Annotated in this window: 22 protein-coding genes and 1 riboswitch; of the genes, 15 read left to right on the forward strand and 7 right to left on the reverse strand. The window is 72.6% G+C overall.

Translation table 11 applies throughout. From position 1 onward, the window contains the following. Positions 1 to 178 precede the first annotated feature (178 nt). Together ASG05_RS07510 and glyA are read right to left on the reverse strand one after the other, a co-directional pair. Complete coding sequence (locus ASG05_RS07510; RefSeq protein WP_056260714.1) at positions 179 to 1,096, reverse strand: bifunctional methylenetetrahydrofolate dehydrogenase/methenyltetrahydrofolate cyclohydrolase; 918 nt, start codon at positions 1,094 to 1,096, stop codon at positions 179 to 181. 128 nt (positions 1,097 to 1,224) lie between these two features. After that, entirely contained in the window at positions 1,225 to 2,532 is a 1,308-nt protein-coding gene (glyA, locus tag ASG05_RS07515) for a serine hydroxymethyltransferase (RefSeq protein ID WP_056260716.1), read from the reverse strand. A gap of 45 nt (positions 2,533 to 2,577) precedes the next feature. Next, a riboswitch (ZMP/ZTP riboswitch) is annotated at positions 2,578 to 2,661 on the reverse strand. 73 nt (positions 2,662 to 2,734) lie between these two features. On the opposite strand from glyA, the gene clpS reads away from it, so the two are divergent. Then, complete coding sequence (gene clpS, locus ASG05_RS16720; RefSeq protein WP_056259489.1) at positions 2,735 to 3,040, forward strand: ATP-dependent Clp protease adapter ClpS; 306 nt, start codon at positions 2,735 to 2,737, stop codon at positions 3,038 to 3,040. Continuing rightward, positions 3,037 to 3,513: a DUF2017 domain-containing protein gene (locus tag ASG05_RS07525; protein WP_056259490.1), complete on the forward strand. Its 477-nt coding sequence runs from the start codon at positions 3,037 to 3,039 to the stop codon at positions 3,511 to 3,513. Before clpS ends, ASG05_RS07525 begins: the two co-directional genes overlap by 4 nt. A 58-nt stretch (positions 3,514 to 3,571) precedes the next feature. Here the strand turns inward: ASG05_RS07525 and ASG05_RS07530 are convergent, their stop codons facing one another. After that, on the reverse strand, positions 3,572 to 3,757 hold the full coding sequence (locus tag ASG05_RS07530; protein ID WP_056259492.1) for a PspC domain-containing protein: 186 nt from the start codon (positions 3,755 to 3,757) through the stop codon (positions 3,572 to 3,574). A 47-nt stretch (positions 3,758 to 3,804) separates the two neighbouring features. Here ASG05_RS07530 and ASG05_RS07535 point away from each other — a divergent pair, with 47 nt between their 5' ends. Together ASG05_RS07535 and ASG05_RS07540 are read left to right on the forward strand one after the other, a co-directional pair. Beyond that, the gene (locus ASG05_RS07535) at positions 3,805 to 5,508 is read left to right on the forward strand and encodes an ABC-F family ATP-binding cassette domain-containing protein (RefSeq protein ID WP_056259494.1); all 1,704 of its coding nucleotides are present in this window, start codon (positions 3,805 to 3,807) and stop codon (positions 5,506 to 5,508) included. A 58-nt stretch (positions 5,509 to 5,566) separates the two neighbouring features. Continuing rightward, on the forward strand, positions 5,567 to 6,736 hold the full coding sequence (locus tag ASG05_RS07540; protein WP_056259496.1) for an SGNH/GDSL hydrolase family protein: 1,170 nt from the start codon (positions 5,567 to 5,569) through the stop codon (positions 6,734 to 6,736). 78 nt (positions 6,737 to 6,814) lie between these two features. Here ASG05_RS07540 and ASG05_RS07545 read toward each other — a convergent pair whose 3' ends face one another. Together ASG05_RS07545 and ASG05_RS07550 are read right to left on the reverse strand one after the other, a co-directional pair. Continuing rightward, positions 6,815 to 7,435: a hypothetical protein gene (locus tag ASG05_RS07545; protein ID WP_056259498.1), complete on the reverse strand. Its 621-nt coding sequence runs from the start codon at positions 7,433 to 7,435 to the stop codon at positions 6,815 to 6,817. A gap of 84 nt (positions 7,436 to 7,519) precedes the next feature. Continuing rightward, positions 7,520 to 9,088: a cryptochrome/photolyase family protein gene (locus ASG05_RS07550; RefSeq protein WP_056259500.1), complete on the reverse strand. Its 1,569-nt coding sequence runs from the start codon at positions 9,086 to 9,088 to the stop codon at positions 7,520 to 7,522. Between the two features lie 115 nt (positions 9,089 to 9,203). Here ASG05_RS07550 and ASG05_RS07555 point away from each other — a divergent pair, with 115 nt between their 5' ends. Continuing rightward, positions 9,204 to 9,686: an Asp23/Gls24 family envelope stress response protein gene (locus ASG05_RS07555; RefSeq protein WP_056259502.1), complete on the forward strand. Its 483-nt coding sequence runs from the start codon at positions 9,204 to 9,206 to the stop codon at positions 9,684 to 9,686. A 146-nt stretch (positions 9,687 to 9,832) separates the two neighbouring features. Continuing rightward, the gene (locus tag ASG05_RS16990) at positions 9,833 to 9,961 is read left to right on the forward strand and encodes a hypothetical protein (RefSeq protein WP_255354548.1); all 129 of its coding nucleotides are present in this window, start codon (positions 9,833 to 9,835) and stop codon (positions 9,959 to 9,961) included. Positions 9,962 to 10,247: 286 nt separating this feature from the next. On the opposite strand, the gene ASG05_RS07560 is transcribed toward ASG05_RS16990, so the two are convergent. Next, on the reverse strand, positions 10,248 to 11,543 hold the full coding sequence (locus ASG05_RS07560) for an MFS transporter (RefSeq protein ID WP_056260717.1): 1,296 nt from the start codon (positions 11,541 to 11,543) through the stop codon (positions 10,248 to 10,250). A gap of 217 nt (positions 11,544 to 11,760) precedes the next feature. Next, entirely contained in the window at positions 11,761 to 12,357 is a 597-nt protein-coding gene (locus ASG05_RS07565) for a DUF805 domain-containing protein (RefSeq protein WP_056259504.1), read from the reverse strand. Positions 12,358 to 12,492: 135 nt separating this feature from the next. Between ASG05_RS07565 and ASG05_RS07570 the strand changes: the two genes are divergently transcribed. The 9 genes from ASG05_RS07570 to ASG05_RS07610 all read left to right on the forward strand — a co-directional run bounded on the left by ASG05_RS07570 (position 12,493) and on the right by ASG05_RS07610 (position 23,592). Then, on the forward strand, positions 12,493 to 12,882 hold the full coding sequence (locus ASG05_RS07570; RefSeq protein WP_056259506.1) for a DUF2256 and DUF3253 domain-containing protein: 390 nt from the start codon (positions 12,493 to 12,495) through the stop codon (positions 12,880 to 12,882). Continuing rightward, entirely contained in the window at positions 12,879 to 14,336 is a 1,458-nt protein-coding gene (locus tag ASG05_RS07575; protein ID WP_056259508.1) for an MFS transporter, read from the forward strand. The genes ASG05_RS07570 and ASG05_RS07575 overlap by 4 nt, the downstream gene beginning before the upstream one ends. Positions 14,337 to 14,650: 314 nt before the next feature. Further along, entirely contained in the window at positions 14,651 to 14,944 is a 294-nt protein-coding gene (locus tag ASG05_RS07580; protein WP_056259510.1) for a WXG100 family type VII secretion target, read from the forward strand. Between the two features lie 124 nt (positions 14,945 to 15,068). Beyond that, entirely contained in the window at positions 15,069 to 15,359 is a 291-nt protein-coding gene (locus ASG05_RS07585; RefSeq protein ID WP_056259512.1) for a hypothetical protein, read from the forward strand. Continuing rightward, complete coding sequence (locus ASG05_RS07590) at positions 15,359 to 16,900, forward strand: hypothetical protein (RefSeq protein WP_056259513.1); 1,542 nt, start codon at positions 15,359 to 15,361, stop codon at positions 16,898 to 16,900. The genes ASG05_RS07585 and ASG05_RS07590 overlap by 1 nt, the downstream gene beginning before the upstream one ends. After that, a complete protein-coding gene (locus ASG05_RS07595; RefSeq protein WP_056259515.1) occupies positions 16,897 to 17,523 on the forward strand; it encodes a hypothetical protein in 627 nt (208 codons plus the stop codon). Before ASG05_RS07590 ends, ASG05_RS07595 begins: the two co-directional genes overlap by 4 nt. Beyond that, entirely contained in the window at positions 17,520 to 18,191 is a 672-nt protein-coding gene (locus ASG05_RS07600; protein WP_157490124.1) for a hypothetical protein, read from the forward strand. The genes ASG05_RS07595 and ASG05_RS07600 overlap by 4 nt, the downstream gene beginning before the upstream one ends. After that, positions 18,188 to 19,225 (forward strand): hypothetical protein, encoded by a 1,038-nt coding sequence (locus tag ASG05_RS07605; protein ID WP_056259519.1) that lies wholly within the window; start codon positions 18,188 to 18,190, stop codon positions 19,223 to 19,225. Before ASG05_RS07600 ends, ASG05_RS07605 begins: the two co-directional genes overlap by 4 nt. After that, on the forward strand, positions 19,222 to 23,592 hold the full coding sequence (locus ASG05_RS07610; protein ID WP_056259520.1) for an FtsK/SpoIIIE domain-containing protein: 4,371 nt from the start codon (positions 19,222 to 19,224) through the stop codon (positions 23,590 to 23,592). Before ASG05_RS07605 ends, ASG05_RS07610 begins: the two co-directional genes overlap by 4 nt. Positions 23,593 to 23,669: the final 77 nt, after the last annotated feature.

Here is a 23,669-nt window from a genome sequence, read left to right on the forward strand (position 1 = left end):
CGACGCCGCACCACGGGCAAGTGCCACCCCACCACGCGAGGGGCACATCACCACGGGATGGGGGCACACCACCACGAGACGGCCACAGCACCACGAGACGGCCACAGCACCACGAGATGGGCACAGCATCAGGAAAAGGCCTGGCGCTGTGCCCATCTCGTGGCGTGGTGCGGGGGCGTCAGAGGCGGTCCGCGGCCTCGACCACGTTCTTCAGCAGCATGGCGCGGGTCATCGGCCCGACGCCGCCGGGCACGGGTGACTGGAAGCCGGCGACTGCGGCGACGGCCGGGTCGACGTCTCCGCGCAGCTTGTACTTGCCGGTCTCCTCGTTCAACACGCGGGTGATGCCGACGTCGATGACGGCCGCGCCGGGCTTGACCCAGTCCGGCTTGACCAGCCCCGCGACTCCGGCGGCGGCCACCACGATGTCGGCGCGGCGCACCTCGGCGGCGACGTCGACCGTCCGGGAGTGCGTCAGCGTCGCGGTCGCCTCGAGGCGGGTCAGCAGGAGCCCCAGGGGACGCCCGACCGTCAGACCCTGCCCGATGATCGTCACGTGGGTGCCGGCGATCGGGATGTCGTAGGCGTGCAACATCTCGACGATGCCCCGCGGCGTGCAGGGCAGGGGCGTGTCGATCGAGCCCTTGCCGCCGGGCACAGCCAGGACGAGCTCGCCCAGGTTGACGGGGTGCAGGCCGTCGGCGTCCTTGGCGGGGTCCATCAGCTCGAGCATCGCCGTCGGGTCGATGCCGGCGGGCAGCGGCAGCTGGATGATGAACGCGGTCACGGCCGGGTCGGCGTTCATCGCCTCGATCGCCTGCCGGATCTCGGACTCGGTCGCCGTGTCGGGCAGGTCGATGCGGATCGACTCGATGCCGACCTCGGCGCAGTCCCGGTGCTTGCCCGCGACGTACGAGAGCGAGCCGGGGTTCGCCCCGACCAGGATCGTGCCGAGCCCGGGCGCGATGCCGCGAGCCTTGAGGGCCTCGACCCGGTGGCGCAGGTCGTCCTTCACGGCAGCGGCCAGGGCGGTGCCGTCGATCTTCACCGCGGACGTCTCGTCGCCGGGGACGAACCGGGAACGCTCGAGCGTCACCGCGCCTCCGGACGGAGCGCCTGCTCCAGCCGCAGCGCCGTCGCCGACGCCGGACGCCGACGCACCGCCGTCGCCGACACCGGACCCTGCAGCGACGCCCGCCGGCGTGCCGGCCGTGACGTCAGCGCTCACGCGTAGAGCGGGAACGCGTCGGTCAGCGCCTTGACGCGGGCCGCGAGGGCCTCGACGTCGGGGGACGGCATCAGCGTGAGCGCGATGATGTCGGCGACCTCGGCGAACTCGTCGTCCGAGAAGCCACGGGTCGCGAGGGCCGAGGTGCCGATGCGGACGCCCGAGGTGACCATGGGCGGACGAGGGTCCCACGGCACCGAGTTGCGGTTCACCGTGATGCCGACCTCGTGCAGCAGGTTCTCGGCCTGCTTGCCGTCGACCTCGCTGGCCCGCAGGTCGACGAGCACCAGGTGCACGTCGGTGCCACCGGTCAGCACGTCGACCCCGGCGGCCTTGGCGTCGTCGGCCGTGAGGCGGGCCGCGAGCGCCTGGGCACCGCGGATGGTGCGCTCTTGCCGGTCTTTGAACTCGGGCTCGGCAGCGAGCTTGAACGCCGTCGCCTTGGCCGCGATGACGTGCATCAGCGGGCCGCCCTGCTGGCCGGGGAACACGGCCGAGTTGAGCTTCTTGAACAGCGGCTCGTGGTTCGAGAGGATCACGCCCGAGCGGGGGCCCGCGAGGGTCTTGTGCACGGTCGACGAGACGACGTGCGCGTGCGGCAGGGGCGACGGGTGCAGACCGGCGGCGACCAACCCGGCGAAGTGCGCCATGTCGACCCAGAGGTACGCGCCGACCTCGTCGGCGATGGCACGGAAGGCGGCGAAGTCGAGCTGGCGGGGGTAGGCCGACCAGCCGGCGATGATGACCTTCGGCTGGTGCTCGATCGCCTGGCGCCGGACGACGTCCATGTCGATCAGGTAGGTCTCGGGGTCGACCTCGTAGGCCACGGCCTTGTACATCTTGCCCGAGAAGTTGAGCTTCATGCCGTGGGTGAGGTGACCGCCGTGCGACAGTTCGAGGCCGAGGATCGTGTCGCCGATGTCGGCGATGGCGGCCAGCACCGCGGCGTTGGCCTGGGCGCCCGAGTGGGGCTGCACGTTGGCGAAGTCGGCGCCGAAGAGCGACTTGGCGCGCTCGATGGCGAGGTTCTCGGCGACGTCGACGAACTCGCAGCCGCCGTAGTAGCGACGGCCGGGGTAGCCCTCGGCGTACTTGTTGGTCAGCACCGAGCCCTGCGACTCGAGCACGGCACGCGGCACGAAGTTCTCGGACGCGATCATCTCGAGGTAGTCGCGCTGACGGCCGAGCTCCTGCTCGAGGACGGCGGCGATCTCGGGGTCGACGACCGAGAGCGGCTGGTTGAAGGTCGACGGCTGGCGGTCGGTCGAGGCGGCAGCGGTCGAGGCGGCGGTCTGGTCGGAGATGGTCACGGAGGACTCCTTGGCACACGGGACGGACGGAGGGTCGGATGTCGTGGCCCAGGCGTACGGCCACGCACGTGTGTCAGTCGCTCCCCGATGGTGACCATCTGAACGCCAGTCGCGACCCGCTCAGCATAACAAGCGGACCCCGGGGCCGGAAGCCGGGCGACGGCCCGCTCGGAGGCCCGTGTGACACCCTGGGCGGGTGACCGCGACCCTCGACGACACCCGCACGGGCACGGAGGCCGACCAGCGCCTCCTGACCTCGCCCGACACCCCGTGGGTGACGCTCGTCTGGGACGACCCGGTCAACCTGATGACCTACGTGACCCACGTCTTCGAGACCTACTTCGGCTTCGGCCGGGCCGAGGCGAAGCGGCTGATGATGCGGGTGCACACCGAGGGCCGCGCCGTCGTCGCGACGGGCAACCGCGAGGCGATGGAACGTCACGTCGAGGCGATGCACGACTACGGCCTGTGGGCGACCCTGTCGAAGGAGGACGAGGCGTGACGCTCGTGCCGTTCGTCCGCGCCCGGGGCGGTGACGAGGTCCGCGTGCGGCTCGACGCCGACGAGCGGGGCCTGCTCGCCGACCTGGTCGGCCAACTGCTGGGGCTGCTCGAGAAAGGTGACGAGGGCGATCCGGCCCTGGCGCGCCTCTTGCCCGCGGCGTACCGCGACGACGACGAGGCGGCCGCCGAGTTCCGTCGCTTCACGGCCGGCGACCTCACCCGGCGCAAGGTCGAGAACGGGCGGGCGGTGCTCGCCTCGCTCGACGCGCCCGAGACGGGGCTCGACCGGGCTGCGCAACAGTCGTGGCTCCGCACCCTGAACGACCTGCGGCTGACCCTCGGCGAGCGCCTCGGCGTCACGGCCGACGGCGTCGCCCCGAGCGGCGACCCGCAGCTGCGCGCCATGGGCCACGTCTTCGACTGGCTGGGCTACCTGCAGGAGGCGCTGCTGAGGTCCCTGCCCAAGCGCTGACCCGGCGCCACGGGTCTCGAGCGCCCGGGCGGACGCCCGGCCGATGCCCGGCGAGGGCCTAGCGGTCCTCTTTCGGGAACACGACCCAGAGCACGAGGTACACGAGCACCTGCGGCCCGGGCAGGATGATCGACAGCACGAAGATCAGCCGCACGAGGAAGGCGCTGATGCCGAACCGGGCGGCGAGGGCGGCGCAGACTCCGGCGATGATCTTGCCGCGGCGGGGACGAGTGAGGGTGGCCATGCGTCGAGCATGCCAGGCCCGACGGGCCGGTGCGCGAGAATGGCCGGATGAGCGCTTCACTCGTGGCCAAGGGCCTGGCCGGCGGCCACGGGCACCGCACCCTGTTCGACGACCTCGACCTGACGGTCGCCCCGGGTGACGTCGTGGGCGTGGTGGGCGTGAACGGGGCCGGCAAGTCGACGTTGCTGCGCCTCCTCGCGGGGGTCGACGAGCCACAGGCCGGCACGGTCACCCTCTCCCCCGGCGACGCCTTCGTCGGGTGGCTGCCGCAAGAGCACGAGCGCGTGCCCGGCGAGACCGTCGCCGGCTACATCGGTCGCCGGACCGGCAGCACGCAGGCCACCGCCGAGATGGACGCCGCGGCCGCCGCCCTGGGCGACACCGACCCGGCCCCGCGCGCCGACGGGCTCGACCCCGCCGACGTCTACTCGACGGCCCTCGACCGGTGGCTCGCCAGCGGCGCCGTCGACCTCGACGAACGCCTGCCGCAGGTGCTCGCCGACCTCGGCCTCGCCACCGGCACCGGCGCCGCCGACGAGGTCGCCGTCGGGCCCGACAGCGCGATGACCGGTCTCAGCGGGGGCCAGGCGGCCCGCGTCGGCCTCGCCGCCCTGCTGCTCAGCCGCTTCGACGTCGCCCTGCTCGACGAGCCCACCAACGATCTCGACCTCGACGGCCTCGAACGACTCGAGCGCTTCGTCCAGGGCCAGCGCGGGGGCATCGTGCTCGTCAGCCACGACCGCGAGTTCCTCGCCCGGTGCGTCACGAAGGTGCTCGAGCTCGACCTGGCGCAGTCGTCGAACCGGGTCTTCGGGGGCGGCTACGACGCCTACCTCGACGAGCGCGAGACCGCCCGTCGTCACGCCCGCGAGGCCTACGACGAGTTCGCCGAGAAGAAGGCCGACCTCGTCGGCCGTGCCCGCACGCAGCGCGAGTGGTCGAGCCAGGGCGTCCGCAACGCCATGAAGAAGGCGCCCGACAACGACAAGATCCGCCGCAAGGCCTCGGCCGAGTCGAGCGAGAAGCAGGCCCAGAAGGTCCGCCAGATGGAGAGCCGCATCGCCCGGCTCGACGAGGTCGACGAGCCGCGCAAAGAATGGCAGCTCGAGTTCACCATCGGTGCAGCACCCCGCTCGAGCGCCGTCGTCTCGACCCTCAGCGGCGCGGTGTTCCGCCAGGGCGACCCCGCGACGGGCGAGTTCGTGCTCGGCCCGGTCTCGGTGCAGGTGAACGGTGGCGACCGCATCGGCATCACCGGCCCCAACGGCGCCGGCAAGTCGACCCTGCTGCGCGGCCTGCTCGGCCGGCAGGAACCGAGCGAAGGAGGCGCGAGCCGCGGAGCCAGCATCGCCGTCGGCGAGATCGACCAGGCCCGGGCACTGCTGGCCGGCGACGTGCCGTTGGCCGACGCGTTCGAGGCTCTCGTGCCCGACTGGCCCCAGGCCGAGGTGCGGACGCTGCTCGCCAAGTTCGGGCTGAAGGCCGACCACGTCTCGCGCCCGGTGGACGAGCTCTCGCCGGGCGAGCGCACGCGCGCCGGCCTCGCCCTGCTGCAGGCCCGCGGCGTCAACGTGCTCGTGCTCGACGAACCCACGAACCACCTCGACCTCGCCGCGATCGAGCAGCTCGAACAAGCCCTCGAGTCGTACGACGGCACGCTGCTGCTCGTCACCCACGACCGCCGCATGCTCGAGACCGTGCGGCTCGACCGTCACTGGCGCGTCGACGGCGGCACCGTCACCGAGTCGTGAGCCGGTCGACGACCCTGCCGGCGAACGGCCCCCGCGTGCCTCGACTACCGTCGTCTTCATGACCTGCACCACCCGACTGGTCGCGGTCGCCGCCGCCCTCGCCCTGTTGACGGGCTGCACGGCGAACCCGACCGTCCCGAGCGAGCCCACGAGCGACGCCTCCGCTGACGCGACCTCGTCGGCCGGCCCGACCCGCGCCTCCTCGGAGCTCGCCGACTGGGCCACCGCCCTCGACGACCGTGACGACTACCCCGCCCGCTGGGTCGCCGTCGGCGACTCGATCACTGAGGGCATGGGCGCCTCGACCGTGGACTCCCGCTGGATCGACCTCACCCTCGACGGCCTTCGCGAGCGCTACCCGACCGACGACGTGCCGGGCGGGGTCGGCTACCGGCCCGCCGCGTTCGCCGTCGCGCCGCCAGCGTCGACCTGGGCGCGCTGGGCGACGAGCAGCGAGGGGCCCGTCTCGGCGTCCTCCCGCACCGCCGACCTCGGCTACCGTTCGGTCACCCTCGGGGCCGGCGCGACCACGACCTATGCGTTCACCGGCACCGGCCTCGACCTCTGGTGGACCAGCGGCCGCGGCACCTTCAGCTACGCCATCGACGACGGCGACGCCGTCGAGGTCGACACGCACGACTCGATGGCGACGAGCGGCATCACCCCCGTGAGCGATCTCGACGCGGGTCAGCACACCGTGACGATCCACGCCCACTCGGCCGTCGACCTCGAGGGCCTCACGGCGTACGACGGCGACCGCGACCGCGGCGTCTCGCTCTTCGACTCGTCGCGCTCGGGCGCGACGGCGCGCACCTTCACGGCCGACCTGCCCGGGTACCTCGACTCGGTCGCCGCCGCGGCCCCCGACCTCGTGACCGTCACGCTCGGCGCCAACGACGCCTTCACCCGCACGCCCGCCGAGTTCGAGGACGACTACCGCACCCTGATCGAGGGCCTGCAGGGCCTCGACGACCCGCCGTCGATCATGCTGATCGGCGAGTTCGTGCCCGGCACGAACCTCACCCGGGGGCTGGCCGGCGACGTCGACGACTACCGTGCGGTCGTCGAGCGGCTCGCGACGGAGTCCGGCAGCGCGTACGTCGACCTCTCCGACGCCTTGCCCGCCGACGGCGTCGCCTCGCTGCTCTCGGCCGACGGGGTGCACCCGAACGACGCCGGGCAACGCGTCATCGCCGACTTCGTGCTCGACCGCATCAGCGTCGGCTGACGAGCCGACGAGCCGACGAGCGTACGAGCCGAGGAGGCGCGGGCGCGTCACGAGGACGACGCCCGCACCCGGCGCGGTTCAGTCGAAGAGGCCGTAGGCGGCGTCGAGCGTCTCGTCGGTGCTGAGCGGGGCGGTGTCGCCCGCACCCGTCGCGGTGACGGCGACCAGGCCGTGGGGCGAAATGATCGTCGTGACCGAGGCAGTTAGACCTTGCTGCGTGCCGGTCTGGGAGAACGCCTGACCGCCGAAGGCCGCAACCCGCGAGTCATCGATGGCTTCAACCCCCTCCGTTGCCTCCGCCTCATCAATCTGGGCCTTGATGTCGGATTCGCTCAACTCGTTTTGCTGCGTCACGACCAGAATTCCACTCGCGTCCGCGACGTTGCTTTCGTCCACACCCGGTGTCAACCAGGCACAGGCTCCTTGATTGCCTTCAAAGGCAGAGTCAGCATTTGCCTCCAGACCGTCGATGACCGAGCCGAGTGCGACGCCGACGTCTTCACAGCTCGTCAGATCGTTCAAGGTGCCCTCGCCGGACGCGGTCGACCCCGAGCCGCCGGAGCCGGCCGACGACCCGCCGGACGCGGCGTCGTCGTCGCCACCCGCGCCTCCTGACGTGCAGCCGGCGAGCAGCAGGCCGAGGACGAGCACGCCCGTGGTGGTGGCCGTCACGGCCGTTCTGCGCATGGACGTGGCCATCGGGGCTCCCTCGTGATCTGCGCCGGGCTCCCTGCGCCCGGTGCTCCCGTCACCCTAACGAGGGGTGCCTCCGAGGGCGCCGGGTCACCAGGTCGTGCGGGTGCGCTCCTGCTCGACGACGGCCTCGCGGTCGGCGAGCCCGCGCAGCCCGGCGAACTGCTGGCCCATGCGCGGGTTGCCCGAGAGCACCGGCTCGACCCGGTCGAGGAACGCCCAGTACCCGGCGGTCACCGGGCAGGCGTCCTCGCCGAGCCGTTTCTTCGGGTCGAACCGGCACGAGCCGCAGTGGTCCGTCATGCGGTTGACGTACGCGCCACCGGACGCGTACGGCTTGGTCGCGACGATGCCTCCGTCGGCGTGCTGCGACATGCCCACGACGTTGGCGGGCATGACCCAGGGCGTGCCGTCGACGTACATGTCGACGAACCACTGGTTGAGCGCCGCCGGGTCGACCCCGCGCTGCAGGGCCCAGTTGCCGAGGATCATCAGCCGCTGGATGTGGTGGTTCCAGCCGTGGCGCCGCAACCCGTCGAGGGTGTCGCTCAGGCACTCGGCCTCGACCGCCTCGGCGTCGAGCCCGGCGAACACCGCGGGCAACGGCTGCGTCGCTCCGAGGTGGTTGCTCGTCGTCGCGAAGTCCTCGCCGAGGTGCCAGTACAGGTGCCAGACCCAGTCCCGCCAGCCGACGATCTGCCGGGTGAACCCCTCGACGCTGCGCAGGGGCGCGTCGCCCGCCTGGTACGACGCGATCGCGGCCTCGACGACCTCGCGCGGGTCGAGCAGGCCGAGGTTCATCGGTGCGCTGAGCAGCGAGTGCGCCATCGTCCAGTCGCCCGACAGCGTCGCGTCCTCGAACGGGCCGAAGTCGGGCAGCCGCACCTCGACGAAGTCCGCCAGCGCAGCGGTCGCCTCGGCCCGGGTGGCGGCAAAACGACGGGGCGCGTCGTCGCCGACGAGCGTGACGACGCCCTCGCGCTCCCACCGGTCGAGGTCGGCACGCACCTCGGCGTCGATGTCGTCCTCGGCGGGCCACTCCTGGGGCGGCAGACCGAGCGTCGCCGCTCCCTTCGGCGGCTTCTCGCGGTTGTCGTGGTCGTAGTTCCACTGGCCTCCGACGGGCTGTGGGCCCTCCATCAGCAGGCCGGTGCGCTGACGGACGGCTCGGTACCAGTCCTCCATCAGGAGGCGCGGTGCCGGTCGACCGCCGGACGCGCCGGTCGGTCGACCCGCGCCTCCTCGACGGGCATCGTCGGCGTCCGCCGCCGCGCCCCCGGACCGGCCGGCGCCGCGGCCGCCCTGTCGCCCGGCGGCCCACTCGGCGAACTCGGCCTCGCTCGAGACGAAGCCACGGCTGGGCAGCACCTCGGCGCCGACCGACCGCACGAGGCCACGGGCCCGGTACGAGGTCGGGTCGACCACCTGCAGGTCGTCGCGCCCCTCGAGCGCCTCGGAGTAGTGGTCGACCTGCCGGAACTCGACCCGGTCGCCGAGCTCGGCCGCCCGGTGCCGGATCGACGAGAGGATCAGCTGCAGCTTGGCCCGGTGCAGCGTGCGTCCCTGCCACGACGACCGGCTCTCGATCAGGAGCATCGGGTCGCCGTCGTCGAAGTGCGGGCCGAGCTGGTCGAGGAAGATCCACCGGGTGCGCTGCATGCCCCGACAGTAGGCGCGGCCACTCAGCGGGTTGTCAGCATCTTCACCGTGACGTTCGGGTCGCGCACGGCGTCTCATTGACGCACCACCCACCCCAGCCGAAAGAGGACCTCAGATGTCGAACACCGCCATGACCACCTCCGCCACAAGCACCGGGTCGCGCGTCGACAGCCCCTCGCGGGTCGACGGTGCCTCGACCGTGTCGTCCGACGCCGCGGGCACGACGCAGATCGCCGACGGAGTCGTCGCCAAGGTCGCCGGCATCGCCGCCCGCCAGGTGCCGGGCGTCCACTCGATCGGCGGCGGGGCGTCGCGTGCCGTGGGCGCGCTGCGCAGCGCGGTCGGCCAGCAGGACCACGGCCAGGGCGTCAAGGTCGAGGTCGGCGAGACCCAGGCTGCGGCCGACCTCAGCATCGTCGTCGACTACCCGATGTCGGTGCAGCAGGTCGCGAACGACGTCCGTCAGGCCGTCAGCGACGCCATCACCCAGCTCGTCGGACTCGAGGTCGTCGAGATCAACATCGAGGTCAGCGACATCTTCATCGCCGGCCAGGACGACGACTCGGACGACGAGAACGAGTCGCGGCGCGTCCAGTAGTCAGCGCTTTCAGCGGGCAGGGAGTTCAGTGAGACCTGCGGCGGTCGCCCCGACGCGATCGTCTCCCGCAGCACCGCGGGCCGCATCCCACCGAGCCGACCGGCTCGACCGCACGACCCGTGCACCATCGCCCCAGGAGGCACCCCATGGCATCACTGCTCCGACGCTTCGCCCCGCTGATCGCGACGTTCGTCTTCAAGAAGATCATGAACAAGCGCCGCGGTGGCGGCAACGGCCAGGCCGGCGGCTACCAGCAGCCCGGTCGTCGCCGCTGACCCGGCGCCCGCACCGCCCCGGACCGCCCCGGACGCAGGAGGCGCGACTCACGCGAGTCGCGCCTCCTGCGTTCGTGCGTCCCGGCCGCGCCACCCCCTGCAGCGGCGGTCAGCGATTTGCCTAGGCAGGGCTTGAGCGCCGCTCGGCGGGGTGACACGGCTGGCTGGCACGACGCGAGGACGCCACAGCGTCAGCCACCCCCTGCAGCGGCGCTCAGCGATTTGCCTAGGCAGGGGGTGAGCGCCGCTCGGCGGGGTGACGCGGGGTGAGCGCCGCACGACCGGGTCAGGCGGCGGGGCGGGCCGATCGGCGGGCGAGCAGGCGGTCGCTCACGAGCACCGCGACCAGCACGACCGCGGCCACCACGATGTAGAGCACGGGCAGCGAGTCGAGCCCGGCTCCGTCGAGCACGAGGGCGCCGATCAGGGCTCCTCCGCCGATGCCGGCGTTGAAGCCCGTCGTGTAGAAGGCGCTCGCGAGGTCGCGCATGCGCTCGGGTGCCACCTGCAGCATGCGGGTCTGGAACAGCGGCGGCAGGGCACCGAACGTCACGCCCCACAGCACGAAGGCCACGAGCGACGGCATGAGCATCCCCTCGAAGAGCAGCATGCCGGTCACGGCGAGACCGACCACGGCCACCCCGATCGGGATGCTCACCCGCGGCCGCGCCCCGAGGAACCAGCCGACCATGCCGAGCCCGACGGCCCCGGCGACGCCGAACGCGAAGAGCCAGCCGGCGAGTCCCTGCTCGGGCACCCCGGTCGAGCGCACGAGGTAGGGCGTGATGTACGTGAAGAACGAGTAGTGGCCGATCATGAACACCGCCGTGATGACGCAGCTCAGCACGACGCCGAGCACGCTCGGCTTCGGCAGCCTGCGACGGCGGACGGTGGCACCCGCAGGAGGCGCGGTGCCCTCGACCAGCGTCGGCACCGCGTCGGTCACCGGCTCGGGGGTCGACTCGTGCGCCGTACCCCGCCCCACCGGCGGCAGGAACTTGTAGACGAAGACGGCCCCGAGTGCCATCAGACCGGCGAGGATGCCGAACGCCTCACGCCAGCCGAGCGCCTGGCCGAGGGCGGTGCCGAGCGGGACGCCCAGCACGAACGCGAGGGTGCCGCCGCTCATGGCGACGGCGAGCGCACGGCCGACCTGGGCGCGCGGCACGAGGTGCCCGGCGTAGGCGCCGCCGATGGCCCAGAACATGCCGTGGGCGAGACCGCCGAGCACGCGGCTGGCGAGGACCAGCTCGTAGGTCGGCGCGATCGCGGTGAGCCCGGCGCTGATCGCGAGGACGACGATCAGGCCGACCACGATCAGGTGGCGGGGCAGGCGACGGGTGAGGTGGGTGAGGCCGGTGCTGGTCAGCACGACCGTGAAGGCGAAGACGCTGACGAGCAGGCCGATGCTCGACTCGGTGACGCCGAGGTCGGCGCTCATCTCGGGCAGCAGGCCGGTCGGCAGCATCTCGCCCGAGATCGAGAGGAACGTGGCGACGGCGATGGCGATCAGGCCGGCCCACGGGAAGCGGGCGGACGGGGTGGACGAGGGCGCCGTGGGGCGCGGGGGTGCGAGTGTCATGGAACCTGGGGTGGTCGGCGGGCGCCGTTCTCTCGACCCGATGGCGGCCACGGGCCGGCCGGTCGCCTCGACCAGAGGGTCGAGCAGGCCTGTCGGCGGCACGGCCTTCACGACTCGTGTCGTTCGTGACCGTGGGTGGCTCGGGGAGGATGGTGATCCCGACTGCGCGCTGTCGTGCACGCCCGGGGCCGGGAATGACGCCCGACCGAGGTCGAGTCTAGCCGCTGTCGCCCGGCCTGGCCAGGGGCGGGTCGGTCGCCTGCGGAGCTGCGAGGTCGAGCTCGCGGTCACGGAAGCGGGCACTCGGCGGCCGGGTCTCGCGGGCGAGCATCAGCACGACGACGATCTGGAGGAACGGGAGCAGCACGCCGAGCCAGAACCAGCCCCACCCCCACGCGCCGGCGGCGTGCAGGCGACGGATCGTGAGCGTCGCCATGGGCACGAAAGTCATGAGGCACCAGAGGCCCCACACGATGCCGACCCAGGTCGTCCCCCCGGGGGCACCGCCGACCGTCCCACCCGACGTGACGACCTGCCAGTACGCGAAGAGCGACGAGCCGTAGGCGCCGACAGACCACGACACCTCGCCCGCCCCGCGCACGAGCGACCCGACGCCGAGGTTCCACGCGAGCCCCAGCGCGGTCTGGAACAGCCAGATCCACCAGAACTCGGCGCGGCCGGCCCGGGCGTGCACGACGTACGCGTTGCCCACGAAGCGCCGTAGTGCCTGCTTCGGGGTCGCACCCGGCACCGGCTGCCGATCGACCTCGAACCACGAACCCCGCGTCGTGCCTGCCGCCGTGTCCCCGCTCATCGGGACGACGATACGCGGACCGTGCCCCCGCCTCCATCCCCTGAGCGGACGAGGAGGTGCGACACGCACCGAGCGGAGGGAACGACGGGCGCGTCCCCGGGAACGCTCACCGCGCCTCCCGCGTTGACTGTCAGCATGAGCGCCGCGACCCACGATCCGAAGACCTGCCGATCGTGCGGACGCACGATCGAGTGGCGCAAGAAGTGGGCGTCGAACTGGGACGAGGTCGCGTACTGCAGCGACGCCTGCCGCAAGCGCAAGGTGACGACGCAGGACCGCGCCCTCGAGCAGCGCATCCGCGACCTGCTCGCGGCCCGGGCCGCCACGTCGAGCATCTGCCCCTCCGACGTCGCCCGGTCGCTGCACCCCGACGACGAGGACGCGTGGCGCGACCTGATGGAGCCCGTGCGACGCGCGGCCCGTCGCCTGGTCGCCGCGGGCGAGGTCGACATCACGCAGGGCGGGTCGGTGGTCGACCCGTCGACGGCGAAGGGTCCGATCCGCATCCGCCGGCACCGGTCGTGACCGGCGCGGTCCCCAGCCGACGAGAGGGCGCCCGGGCCGCACGCCTCGCCCGCACCTCGCACGACGCCCGTCCGTTCGGGCCGCGGTTCGTCGTGCCGCTGCTGTTCGGCCCGCTGCTGAACCCCATCAACACCACGATGATCGCGGTCGCCCTGGCCCCGATCTCGACCGACCTCGGCATCGGTGCCGACCAGGCGATCTGGCTCGTGGCCGCGCTCTACCTGGCCAGCGCGATCGGCCAGCCGACGATGGGCAAGCTCGCCGACCGGGTCGGACCGAAGAAGGTGTTCGTCAGCGGCATGGTCGTCGTCATGCTCGCCGGCGTGTTGCCCGAGGTGCTGCCGTCGTTCGGCGGAGCCGTCGCCGCGCGGGTGCTGATCGGCATCGGCACCTCGGCCGCCTACCCCGCCGCGATGACGGCCATCCGCAACCAGTCGGACCGTCTCGGCGTCGCGACCCCGCCGCTCGTGCTGGGTGGCCTGTCGATCTCGTCGCTCGCGTCGGCCGCGGCCGGGCCGGCCCTCGCCGGGGCGCTGATCGGCCTGTTCGGCTGGCACTCCATCTTCTTGGTCAACGTGCCGCTCGCCGGCGTCGGACTCGTGCTCTCGCTGCTCTGGATGCCGAGCGACTCGCTGCGCCCGGCCCGTGACCCCACGGCCACCCGGCTCTCGTTCGCCCGTGCCGTCGACCTGCCGGGGCTCGCCCTCTTCGCCGTCACGATCGCCGCCCTGCTCGTGTTCCTGCTCGACCTGCGTCAGGGCTGGTGGTGGCTGCTCGGCCTGGCCGTCGCCGCGCTGGTCGGCCTCGTCGCCTGGGAGCTCCGAGCCGTCGCGCCCTTCGTCGACGTGCGCGTGCTCGCGGCGAACGGGCCCCTGACCCGCACCTACCTGCGACTCTTCCTCGTCTACGGCATCGCCTACACGGTCACCTACGGCTTCTCGCAGTGGGTGCAGCAGGTCGGCGGCATCGGCAGCGCGCAGGCCGGGCTGATCCAGCTGCCGGGTGCGATCGTCGCGGGGGTCGCGTCCTTCGTCTTCGCCCGGCGGTCGGCCGTGCGGCTGCCCTTGGTCGTGGCGGCGACCGTGCCGATCGCAGGAGGCGCGCTGCTGCTGACCACCGCCTCCGGGTCCCCGGTCTGGGCGCTCGTGCTCGTGCCGGCCCTGTTCGGCCTGCCGCAGGGCCTCGCCTCGGTCTCGAACCAGGCCGCGCTCTACCGCCAGGTGCCGTCGTCGATGATCGGCACGGCCGCGGGCCTCTCGCGCACCGCGATCTACGTCGGGGCCATCGGGGCGTCGAGCCTGATCGGCGGCGTGTACGGCGACGCACCGACCACGACCGGACTGCACACGCTGGCCGCGGTCGTGATCGGTCTCGCGGTCGTCGCGACGGCGCTGACGGTGTTCGACGGGTCGCTGCGAGCCCCCTCACGGGACTCCGCACCGTCTCGCAGGTGACCTCGTCGCCCGGTCGACACACCGGGGATTCGCAAACCGGACAACTCCGTTCGGTCAGGGGCGGGTGAATACCCGGCGACCTCTTTCGGGCCGGATTTCTTCACCGAGCGCAAGAAAAGAGCCGATGAACGATCGCATTCGCTTCGTCGACCGCCGCGCATACCCCGAGGTATCGGGCCGCCGGAGCGGGTTAAGGCACCGATCCACCCCCCGCTCAGGGGCCACGAGGACACCTCGTCCCGTTAGCTTTGCCCTCGTTCGCCGCCGGTGAACACCGTCGACACCGACGACACCCCAGTTCGAAGGAGCACCGAATGCCCAACCTGAACGTGACCTACGGCGACATGCGCGATGCCGCGACCCGTCTGAACAACGGCGAGCAGGACATCGAGTCGAAGCTGCGCGAGCTCAAGACCCTGGTCGACAGCCTCATCAGCGGCGGCTACGTGACCGACCAGTCGTCCGTGGCGTTCGGGTCGTCGTACCAGGAGTTCAACGACGGCGCGACCAAGACGATCCAGGGGCTCGAAGGCATGAGCCAGTACCTGAACAGCGCCGCCGAGGCGCTGGAGCAGACCGACTCCGAGCTGGCCAAGGCCCTCAAGTAGCCGGACGCGGTCCCGCCTCCCGCCCCGGGAGGCGGGACCGCCCGTCCGCCACCGCCCGGTGGCACCACTCGGCACGACCTCGGCACGACATCGACACGACATCGTCGGGAACGGACTCGGAGACATGGCAGACCTGATCGTCGACGGAGAGGCGTTGAAGACCTCGATCGACGCCCTCGCGCGGGTGCGGGACGAGCTCGACCACCAGGCGTCGGGCAAGGACGAGAACAAGGACATCTTCGGGCAGGCCACGGTGAACAAGGCCATGCACGACTTCAGCGGCAACTGGAAGATCCACCGCGGCAAGATCAAGGACAACGTCTCGAAGCTGCACGACAAGCTGCAGCAGATGCACGACGAGTGGGACAAGGCGGACGCCAGCATCGCCGACGGCCTGAAGACGGAGACCGTCTGATGCCCGAACGTCCCGGCGAGTGGAACCTGCTGAACCGTCACCGCGACCCGGTCGTGGCCGACGTCGAGCAGATCGAGCAGCTCACCGTCTACTACCGCGACATGGCGAAGGACATCGAGGACCAGGCCACGGTGCTCCGCCGCATCGGCGAGGGCGACGAGTCGCAGTTCAAGGGCGAGAGCGCCGACCGGGTCCGCGAGAAGAGCAAGCAAGTCGGCGAACAGCTGACCAAGATGAGCGGCCGGTACACGGCCGTGCGCGACGCCCTGACGGAGTACCTGCCCGCCCTGCAGGTCGCACTGGCCGAGTCGGCCGCCGCCCTGGCCGACGCCACGGCGGCGAACGGCGCGATGGCCGCGGCCACCGGCATGTCCGACCCGCGGGTCGGACGCCCGTCGGACGCTCCCCCGCTGACGACCGAGGAGGAGGCGGCGGGCCGAGCGAAGGACGGCGCGCTCTCGGACGCCAAGGGGTCGAGCACCGCGGCCGTGGCCCGCCTCGAGAACGCCCTCACCGAACTCGACGCCCGCGGGCGGCGCGCCTCGGAGACCATCAGGGGGGCGTGGAACGACGGCCTCAAGGACTCGTGGCAGGACCGCGTGAAGGAGAACTTCCGGAAGTTCTTGAAGATCTTGGTCAAGATCTTGACCTGGATCGGCGTCGCGTTGGCCCTGCTCGCGTTCTTCATCCCGGGTCTCGGCATGGCCGCGCTGGCCGGGGCCATCGTGACCGGGCTCGCCTTCGCGGCGACCGCCGCGCAGGCCGCCCTGGGCGACGCGTCGTTCGTCGACGTCATCATCGCGGGCGTCGGCGTGCTGCTGCTCGGTGCCGGCGCCCTGCTGACCAAGCTCGTCAGCATCCGCAAGCTCGCGCTCGTCAAGACCGACGCGAAACAGCTGCGGCTCATGTCGGAGCGGTTCGCGAAGACCGAGGCGAAGCTCGTCAAGAACAACGAGAAGCTCACGCGCATGATCGCCCAGAACCGGGCGTCCATGACCATCCGCCCCCAGCAGCAGCGTGCCGCCCGGTGGCAGGAACGCAACCAGCTGCGCGTCGAACGGTTCGCCATGCAGAACCAGCGTGCGGCCAACCTGGAACGCCTCGCCGACCTCCGTGGCCCGGGCCGTGCCGCACTGCTCGCGCGGATGGAGCAGAACGCGATCCACAAGACGGGCATCGGCAAGGTCGACCCCAACTGGTGGAACCTCAAGAAGCTGCCGTTCCTCTTGAACAAGGACGCCAAGGCGTTCAACGAGAGATTCAGGAAGAGCGTTCCGGGGTACCGCGGGTTCCGGAAGGACAAACTGTTCGGCGTCGACCAGGTTCACGACTACAACGTCTACCAACACGCCCTGCGCCTGCAGGGGATCGCGACCCCGAGCCTGTCGCCGGCGATCTCGTTCTTCAACGGTGGGCGCACGATGTACGGGTGGGCCGGCACCGGGTTCGGCCTGCTCGCCGCCAACGGCGCCCTCCCGGCCTACGACCGCGCGAAGCAGGACTTCCCCGGGGGCAACGAGCGCCCCGAGGCGCCGCTGTGAGCGGCGGCGGCGACCGCCTCGACCGTCCCCGCGTCGAGGCCGTGATCGAGGCCGGCCTGCCCGACTGGCTCGTCGTGCCGTCACGGACGGCCGGGGCGGGCCTGGACGAGGCCGAGTGGCGTGAGCTGATGATCGACCTGTTCGATGAGCTGGCGCGGGCCGACCTCGAGATCGACGTCGCGCCTCCTGCCCTCGACGTCGACGCCACCCTGACCGACCTGCTCGACATGGCCGACTCGCTCGACGACTCGTCGCGACTCGTCGCCGGACTCGGCCTGCCGGGTCGCTGGCCGCTGCCGGTGATCGTGTCGGCGGCCGACACCGAGGACGACGTGGACCTGCTCGAACTGGGCCTGGCCCGCGGCGGTCACCCCGCCGAGGCACCCACCGTCGAGGACCTGCCCGACGGTGACGGACCCGGCATCGTCGTCAGCCGCGCCGACGTCACCGACGACCGCGAGGTCTGGGCGACCGTGACGTGCGTCCGCCGACGCGACGGCCTGGACGTCGTGGCCCTCTGGCGGACGAACGACCTCGGGCTCGTGGTGCCGTTCCGCGAACAGGTCGTCCGGTTGATGCCCCTGATCCGGGTCGGCCCGTGGACCGACGGGAGCGACGCATGACCGTCGACCTGACCGCCTCGTTCGTGATGACCCTGCCCCCGGGCTGGGTGCGCCTGCCGGCTCGTCCCGAGGCGGCCGTCCACCTCGCCCACGAGCTCGACGCGATCGTCGCCGCCGCCCTGCCCGACGACCTGCCGCGCGACAGCGCCGAGCCGCTGCGACGGCAGTTCCGCCGCCAGCTGGCCCGGACGGTCGCCGAGGCGGGCGAGGCGGGCGCGACCGCCGTCTACCTGCCCGGCCGACCGGTCGACGGCTACACGCTGCCCGCGTCGCTGACCGAGGCCGAGGTCGACGACGAGTCCGACGCGGAGCCCGTCGAGGTGATCGCCCGCCTGCTGGTCGACGCCGGTCAGCTCGACGGCGGCCTGCGCGACGTCGACGGCGCAGCCGCCGCACGCACCGAGGACGTGCTGACGAACGACGAGCCCGAGGGCTCGTGGGAGCGCGTCTGGACGCGCCGCGTGGTCTACACGATCTCGGTGCCGCACCGCCCGGGCCGCTGGCTCGTGCTGAACTTCTCGGCCGTCTACGGCGACGAACCGAGCGAACGACTCGCCGCGGCCCTCGTGCAGCTGTTCGACGCCCTCGTGACGACCTTCCGTTGGATCGACGTACCCGGCGCCGAGCCCGGCGACCTCGAGACGCGGCTGGCCGAGGTCGACGCGTGACGGCACTCGCACTGTCGTCGTCGGCGCTGATGTCGTCGGCGCTGTCGTCGTCAGCGCTGTCGTCGTCAGCACTGTCGTCGTCAGCACTGTCGCCGTTCGTGCACCCGTTCGGCAACCTCGCGCTGACGATCGCCGTGCTGCTCGTCGTGGTCACGCTGGCGTTCACCGTGCCCCTGGTGATCGGAGCCCGCAAGGAGCGCAGCACCGTGGCCGTCGACTGGGCCGACCAGGTGCGCGCCGACCCCGCGAGCACCTGGACCGTGGACCGCGTCCTGCGGGCGCTGATCGGTTCGTGCGAACGCGAGCGCCTGGTGTTCCCCGGCATGGTGCGTCTCGTCGTCGGGCTCGACCGGGTCGACGTCGACCTCGTCTCGCCGACCGTCGCACCCCCGGCTCCTTGGTCGACCACGGTCGACGGCCGCACCTGGTCCGCCTCGCTCGCCGCCCTGCACGCCGACGGGGTCGCCGGTGACCGGTCCGGCCACTTCGCGACGACCGTCGCCCTCGGTTCGTCGTCCGACGGTCGCACGCACGTCGAACTCGCCCACGCCCACGGCCCGGTCACCGTGTCGGGCGACCGCGCGGCCGTGCTGGCCGTCGCCCGTCGCATCACCGACCAGCTGGCGACGTCGCCCTGGTCGTCGGCCACCGCCCTCGCCACGGTCGGACTGACCCACGACGAGGTCGCGCTCGGTGCCGTCCTCTCGCTCGACGACGCCGTGGCCCGGGTCGTCGAGAACGGCCGACCGGGCGTCCTGCTGCTCGCGGACGTGCCCGGCCGCGACGCGTGGGCCGCCCTGCGCGCCGCCCTCGAACGCCCCGACTCGCTCTGGGGCGTCGTGGTGCTGACCTCGTCGACCGAGGCGCGCTGGTCGTTCACCGCGCGGCGCGACGGCCTGCTCGAGGCCGGACCGTTCGGCGAGCTGCGCTGGGTCGACGTCGCCCTGTCCGCGACGGCCCGGCCGGCGAGCACGCCGGACGCCGGCGCCGCGGCGACCGCCACCACCACCCCCACCGCGGTGGGCACCCGGTGAGGGTCGTCGTCACCGTGGTCGACGACCTCGTCGGCCGCTCGGGCGACGTGCTCGTGGACGCGCCGGGCGACACCCCGATGGAGCGCATCTTCGAGGCCCTCGGCCGCGAGTGGGGTGCGGTCCCCCGCGAGGCCGTCGACGTCGACCACGGCGTGACCTTCGCGACGAGCGGCCTGCTCGACGGGACCGTCCTGCACCTCGGCTCGACGCCCCCGACGCCCCGACCCACCGGCATCGTCGAACTGCGCACGGTGGGCGGACGGGACAGCGGGCGCCTCGAGCCCCTGATGGTCGGCACCACCCGGCTCGCCGTCGGGCCTGACGGGTCGCTCGGCTTCGAGTCGACGTCGGGCGAGGCCGTCGTCGAGTTCGAGGTGGGCTTCGACGCCTCGGTGCGCCTCCGTCGCCTCACCGGAGGCGCGGTGCCGCTGGTGCTGCTCGAGGGCGCCGACCTCGGCCCGGACTGGACGGCGTGGACCCACGGCGAGATCCTGCGGGTGGCCGACTCGATGCTCGCCGCCCGCCCCGTCACGGTGTCCGACGTGGTGCTGCTGCGCCCCCCGGACTCCGGTTGGCTCGACTTCAACCGGCCTCCGCGGCTGCTGCCGCCTCCGGTCGTCGACCGCTACACGATCCCGAAGGAGCCCGTGCCCCCGCAGCGCTCGCCCCTGCCGTGGATCATGGCCGCGGTGCCCGCCGTGTTCGGGGTCACGATGGCGATCCTGTTCCGCCAGCCCTTCTACCTGATGTTCGCCTTCATGTCGCCGATCATGATGATCGGCACGACCGTCACCTCGCGGCGCCAGGGCAAGAAGAGCCACGCCCGCATGCTCGCCGACCACCGCGACCTCGTCCGGCGCATCGAGGAGCGCGTCGACCAGGCCGTGGTCGCCGAGCGCGACCGGCGCCGCCACGACGCGGGGGACGCCGCCGAGCTGCGGACGGCTGCTCGCGTGCCGACCCGGCGGCTCTGGGAACGCCGGTCGACCGACGCCGACCACCTGACCGTGCGGGTGGGCGTCGCCGACCTGCCCGCCACCGTCGAGATCCAGGACGATCGCGACCTCGTCTCGCGCAGCGTCGTGACCGGCACGACCGAACGGGTCCCGGTCACCGTCTCGCTCGCCGCGGCCGGCGTGGTGGGCGTGGCCGGCACAGGAGCCTGGCCCCGCGAGATGGGCCGCTGGATGCTGGGTCAGCTCGCCGTGACCCAGAGCCCGCTCGACGTCCGCCTGGTCGTCCTGACCTCGACGACCGCGGTCGACGACTGGTCGTGGGTGAACTGGCTGCCCCACGTCCGCCCCGACGGCGACGACGCCCTCTCGCTCGTCGGTGCGGACTCCGAGTCGATCGGCCGACGCCTCGCCGAGCTCTCGCAGCTCGTGGCGGAACGACAGGCCACCCTGGCCACCCGGCAGTCCCGCGCCGTGCGGTTCACGCCCGAGTACGTCGTCGTGCTCGACGGGGCCCGCCGCCTCCGGGCGATGCCCGGCGTCGTCGGCCTGCTCCGCGAGGGTCCGGCCTGCGGGGTGCGGGTCGTCTGCCTCGACGCCGAGGAGTGGCAGCTGCCCGAGGAGTGCGCGGCCACCGTGCTGCAGCGGTCCGACGCCGAACTCGTCCTGCGCCGCCAGCACACCCTCGACGTCGACCACGTGCTGACCGACCTGGTCGTGCCCGGGTGGTACGACGACGTGGCCCGCGACGTCTCGCCCGTCCGCGACATCAGCTCGACGGCCACCGAGGGCCTGGTGCCCGACTCCGCGGCGCTGCTCGAGGTGCTCGACCTCGCCCGACCGACGGGCGAGCAGCTCGCCGACCGGTGGAGCTCGTCCGGCGCCTCGACCACCGCGGTCGTCGGCGTCTCGATCGACGGCCCGTTCTCGCTCGACCTCGTCAAGGACGGCCCGCACGGCCTCGTGGCCGGCACGACCGGCTCGGGCAAGTCGGAGTTCCTGCAGTCGCTGGTGGCCTCGCTCGCCGTCGCCAACCGACCCGACGCGATGACGTTCGTCCTGGTCGACTACAAGGGCGGGGCGGCGTTCGCCGCCTGCGCCGAGCTGCCCCACACCGTCGGTCTCGTGACCGACCTCGACAGCCACCTCGTCGAGCGGGCGCTCCGGTCGCTGCGCGCCGAACTGACCCGGCGCGAGCACGTCCTGGCCGCCGTCGGCGCGAAGGACGTCGAGGACTACGGCGACCACCTCGCGACCGGGGGTGCCGGCGAACGGCTGCCGCGCCTCCTCATCGTCATCGACGAGTTCGCGGCGCTCGCCAAGGAGCTGCCCGACTTCGTGACCGGGCTCGTCGGGATCGCACAGCGCGGACGCTCCCTCGGCGTGCACCTCATCCTCGCCACACAGCGGCCCTCGGGGGTCATCAGCCCCGAGATCCGCGCGAACACCAACCTGCGCGTGGCCCTGCGCATGACCGACACGGGCGAGAGCTCGGACGTCATCGACATCCCCGACGCGGCCCGCATCGCCAAGAGCGTGCCCGGGCGCGCCTACGCCCGTCTCGGCCACGCGTCGGTCGTGCCGTTCCAGTCCGCCCGCGTCGGCGGCCGCAGCGCCACCGAGGTCGGCGGCGCCGTGGTCGAGCCCTTCGTCCGACGGCTGGGCTGGCGCGACTTCGCCCTGACCGTGCCCACCCGGCCGGCCACCGGCACGGCCGCGGCCGACACCGACCTCGCCGTGCTCGTCGGGGCCCTGCGCGACGCGAACGACCTGCTGGCCGTGCCGTCGCAGCGCAGCCCGTGGCTCGACCCGCTGGCCGAGCGGGTGCCGCTGACGACCGTGGACCCGGAGGCGCGGGCCGGCTCGACGGCCCCGCTCGCCTTCGCCTGGGGCACCGAGGACCTGCCCGACCGCCAGCTGCAGCGCGACGCCGTCGTCGACCTCGACCGCCTCGGCCACCTGTACGTCGTCGGGGCCCCCGGCTCGGGTCGGTCGCAGGCCCTGCGGAGCATCGCCGCGGCGGCGGTGTCGGCCGTCTCGAGCGACGACCTGCACCTCTACGGCGTCGACTGCGGCAACGGCGCCCTGTCGGCCCTGGCGGCGTTCCCGCACTGCGGTGCCGTGACCCAGCGCACCCAGATCGAGCGGTCGACGCGGTTGATCGACCGGTTGGTGGCCGAGATGGGCCGCCGGCACGACGTCATCGCCGAGGCGGGCGTCGCGAACGTGACCGAGCAGCGGGCGACCGCCCCCGCGGGCGCGCGGCTCTCGCACGTGCTGCTGATGATCGACCGGTGGGAGAACTTCGTCGGGACGCTCGGCGAGGTGGACGGCGGCCGACTGACCGACTCGGTGCAGGCGCTGCTGCGCGACGGGGCCGGGGCCGGCATCCACGTCGTGATCGCCGGCGACCGGTCGCTGCTCACCAGCCGGATGGCCGTGCTGACCGACGACAAGGTCGTCCTGCGGTTGACCGACCGCCTCGACTACAGCCTCGCGGGCATCAACCACAAGGAGTTGCCCGGCGAGATCGCCCCGGGCCGGGGCTTCCGCTCGGGCAGCGGCGTCGAACTGCAGGTCGGCGTGCTCGGCGACGACGTCAGCGGTCAGGGCCAGGCGACCGCGCTGCGCGAACTGGCCGCCCGGCTCGACGCGGCCGAACCCGTCGCCACGCGTCGCGTGCGGCCGTTGCGCGTGGACGGACTGCCGACCGACCTCCGCCTCGACGACGCCCTCGAGCTGGCCGGGGCCGACGCCGCGCGACCGCTCTGGGCCCTCATCGGCGTGGGCGGTGACGAGATGACCGCCCAGGGCATCGACCTCGAGGCCGACGCCCCGACCTTCGTCGTGGCCGGCCCCTCGCGGAGCGGACGCAGCACGATGCTCGTGACGATGGCCGAGTCGCTGCTGCGCGCGGGCACCGAGCTCGTGATCGCCGCCCCACGCCCGTCGCCCCTGCGCCTGTTCGCGGGGCGCGACGGCGTCCGGGCGGTGCTGACCGGCATCGACCTGACCGAGGCCGAGCTGCGCCCGCTTCTCGACCCCGACGGCCGCCCCGTCGCGTTCGTCGTCGACGACGGCGAGCTGCTGATCGACGCCCCCGCGAAGCAGTGGCTGCGGTCGTACGTGCAGTCCGCGGCCGACCACCGCCGGGCCCTGCTGCTCGGCGGCAACACGACCGGGCTCTGCGCCGGGTTCTCGGGCTGGCAGGTCGACGCCAAGAAGAACCGGCGGGGCGCCCTGCTCAGCCCGCAGAACACGATCGACGGCGACCTGATCGGCGTGCGCGTCACCCGCTCGATGGTGTCGACGCGCGTCGTGCCCGGCCGGGCCACGGTGCACCTGGGGTCGGGCGAGGCGGCGACGGTGCAGGTTCCGACCGCGGCGCCGGTGGTGGCCCCGGCGGGAGCCTGAGCCGGGACGCGGCAGGTCGGGCGGCGTCGCACCGCCGAATGGACATCGCACCGCCTCATTCGACGGTGCGACGTCCA

Source organism: Frigoribacterium sp. Leaf186 (assembly GCF_001423905.1).
Classification (GTDB): domain Bacteria; phylum Actinomycetota; class Actinomycetes; order Actinomycetales; family Microbacteriaceae; genus Frigoribacterium.

Coding starts and splice junctions, on each gene's coding strand:
- ASG05_RS07530 (WP_056259492.1), bottom strand. CDS start 3,757: ATGGCCACCCTCACTCGTCCCCGCCGCGGCAAGATCATCGCCGGAGTC.
- ASG05_RS07535 (WP_056259494.1), top strand. CDS start 3,805: ATGAGCGCTTCACTCGTGGCCAAGGGCCTGGCCGGCGGCCACGGGCAC.
- ASG05_RS07540 (WP_056259496.1), top strand. CDS start 5,567: ATGACCTGCACCACCCGACTGGTCGCGGTCGCCGCCGCCCTCGCCCTG.
- ASG05_RS07545 (WP_056259498.1), bottom strand. CDS start 7,435: ATGGCCACGTCCATGCGCAGAACGGCCGTGACGGCCACCACCACGGGC.
- ASG05_RS07550 (WP_056259500.1), bottom strand. CDS start 9,088: ATGCAGCGCACCCGGTGGATCTTCCTCGACCAGCTCGGCCCGCACTTC.
- ASG05_RS07555 (WP_056259502.1), top strand. CDS start 9,204: ATGTCGAACACCGCCATGACCACCTCCGCCACAAGCACCGGGTCGCGC.
- ASG05_RS16990 (WP_255354548.1), top strand. CDS start 9,833: ATGGCATCACTGCTCCGACGCTTCGCCCCGCTGATCGCGACGTTCGTC.
- ASG05_RS07560 (WP_056260717.1), bottom strand. CDS start 11,543: ATGACACTCGCACCCCCGCGCCCCACGGCGCCCTCGTCCACCCCGTCC.
- ASG05_RS07565 (WP_056259504.1), bottom strand. CDS start 12,357: ATGAGCGGGGACACGGCGGCAGGCACGACGCGGGGTTCGTGGTTCGAG.
- ASG05_RS07570 (WP_056259506.1), top strand. CDS start 12,493: ATGAGCGCCGCGACCCACGATCCGAAGACCTGCCGATCGTGCGGACGC.
- ASG05_RS07580 (WP_056259510.1), top strand. CDS start 14,651: ATGCCCAACCTGAACGTGACCTACGGCGACATGCGCGATGCCGCGACC.
- ASG05_RS07585 (WP_056259512.1), top strand. CDS start 15,069: ATGGCAGACCTGATCGTCGACGGAGAGGCGTTGAAGACCTCGATCGAC.
- ASG05_RS07590 (WP_056259513.1), top strand. CDS start 15,359: ATGCCCGAACGTCCCGGCGAGTGGAACCTGCTGAACCGTCACCGCGAC.
- ASG05_RS07600 (WP_157490124.1), top strand. CDS start 17,520: ATGACCGTCGACCTGACCGCCTCGTTCGTGATGACCCTGCCCCCGGGC.